Source organism: Brevibacillus sp. Leaf182 (assembly GCF_001423865.2).
Taxonomy (GTDB): Bacteria; Bacillota; Bacilli; order Brevibacillales; family Brevibacillaceae; genus Brevibacillus; species Brevibacillus brevis_C.
The window spans coordinates 1-1,833 of sequence record NZ_LMPN02000038.1; the positions used below are offsets into that span (position 1 = coordinate 1).

2 protein-coding genes and 1 tRNA gene are annotated in these 1,833 nt (G+C 42.9%); 1 reads left to right on the plus strand and 2 read right to left on the minus strand.

Going from position 1 to position 1,833, the window contains the following annotated elements; all coding sequences use genetic code 11:
- Nucleotides 1-88: 88 nt before the first annotated feature.
- Both ASG16_RS30565 and ASG16_RS30570 read right to left on the minus strand, forming a co-directional pair.
- A tRNA-Thr gene (locus ASG16_RS30565) sits at nt 89-164 on the minus strand.
- Nucleotides 165-339: 175 nt separating this feature from the next.
- Nucleotides 340-1,209, minus strand: coding sequence for a YitT family protein (locus ASG16_RS30570; protein WP_056492436.1), 870 nt, complete (start codon nt 1,207-1,209; stop codon nt 340-342).
- Nucleotides 1,210-1,450: 241 nt separating this feature from the next.
- Between ASG16_RS30570 and ASG16_RS30575 the strand changes: the two genes are divergently transcribed.
- The gene (locus ASG16_RS30575) at nt 1,451-1,747 is read left to right on the plus strand and encodes a Fur family transcriptional regulator (RefSeq protein ID WP_056492439.1); all 297 of its coding nucleotides are present in this window, start codon (nt 1,451-1,453) and stop codon (nt 1,745-1,747) included.
- Nucleotides 1,748-1,833 lie beyond the last annotated feature (86 nt).

A 1,833-nucleotide genomic window follows, 5' to 3' on the forward strand; every position in this document is an offset into this window, starting at 1 on the left:
CTCATTAACGCTTTCGCTGTTCAGTTTTCAAAGAGCATTTTCGCGCTATCAAGCGCTCCATTTCATTTCCCTACTACAGATTAAGTAGTGGTGCCGGCGATAGGACTTGAACCCACAACCCCCTGATTACAAGTCAGGTGCTCTACCAATTGAGCTACACCGGCATTTAATTTATTTTTCGTTGTGTGCGTTTCGTGTGTGTCCCGCTCACGAGATTTAATATAGCACGTATAAATTTTAAATGCAATAGAAAATCTAAAATAATTTCATTCAAAATAAAAATCGAACAAAAAAAGAGCAATGGAACGACTCCCCACCGCTCTTTTCTTCTATATAATATTATCCCGCTCGAAACCCCTCTCCCAACACTTCCTGAGCAGGGCACAAAATAATGAATGCATCTGGGTCCACGGAACGCACCATGATTTTCAGTTTACTCACTTCACTTTGGCTGACAACTGCCATGAGCACCTTACGCGCGTCTCCGGTATATCCACCAGCACCATCCAACAAAGTGACACCTCTGTCCAAATCATACAAGATGGTTTCCCTCAGCGTATCTGTTTCATTCGAAATGATGTAAGCGACTTTGGAGGTATTCCAGCCCATCTGAACAATATCAATCGTCTTGCTGGTCACAAACAACGCGATAAGTGCATACAATGCTTTTTCCGGATCGAATACAATCCCTGCAAACAAGATCACTAGTCCATCAAACACAGCTACACATGCACCCAAGCTAATTCCTGAATATTTGTGGAGGATTTGTGATGCAATTGAAAAACCGCCCGTCGATCCTCTCCCCCGAAACACGATACCAATCCCAAGTCCTACCCCGATTCCCCCATAAATACTTGCCAGCAGGAGATTCGTGGTTAACGGCTGTAGGTGACTGGTCAGCATGACACACAAAGGGAGAACAATCGAACCAACTGCCGCCTTCAAACTGTATTGCCGATCGAGAAGTTTGAATCCTAATAGAAACAAAGGAATATTCATTGCCCATTGCACCACTGCCGGAGAAAAGCCAAACAAGTTGTGCAAAATCGTAGACAGCCCAGAAACGCCTCCAGAAGCAATTTGGTTTGGATTCAAAAACAGATTGAAACTAGTTGCCAATACTAGCGATCCTAGAACCAGCATGCCATATTCGAGCACTTTTCGCTGCGGACTGTTCATCTGGATTGCGGTTCGTCTTTTTCGTGCCACATGGTTCCACTCCTGACATTATCACGTAAGCAAAATCCGCACATACACTACCATGTTTTGGTCGAAAAGAAAACCCCTATTTCATTCTCCCTCTTATGTAAGATTTACGCTTCCCCCAGAAACATGCACACGCAAGCCATGAGCTGGATAAGATATGAAAAGAAAAAGTTGACTATACACAAAATAAAAAGGATAATTACAATATAGTAATTATTATAATCTAAGAACGAGGTGACCTGTAATGGACCATCATATTGTCAGTGTCACACAACAAGTAAAGCATCTAGGAAAAAGATTAACCATCCAAAGAAGAGCCGTACTCCTTCTTATGCTTACCACTCGGAAATACTATACAGCCAAAGACGTATACCATGCTTTGAAAAACGAGATGCCAAACATCACACTCTCAACCGTCTACACCAGCCTGCGCTTTTTCGTGAAAATGGGGATTCTCAAGGAGCATGTTCACCACGACTCCCCCAATCAATTTGAATGTGTAGTTACGATGGACGACATTCAGTTGCCAGAAGTCATTTGATTCCTTTTCCTCAACGCAAAAAACTCCTGATGATTTCAGGAGTCAGACTGAAGAGAAACCCCCTTTTGGGGGATTTCTTTTTGGCA

Excerpts from the sequence above, each read along its gene's own strand:
- ASG16_RS30575 (WP_056492439.1), top strand. The coding sequence starts at position 1,451 with ATGGACCATCATATTGTCAGTGTCACACAACAAGTAAAGCATCTAGGA.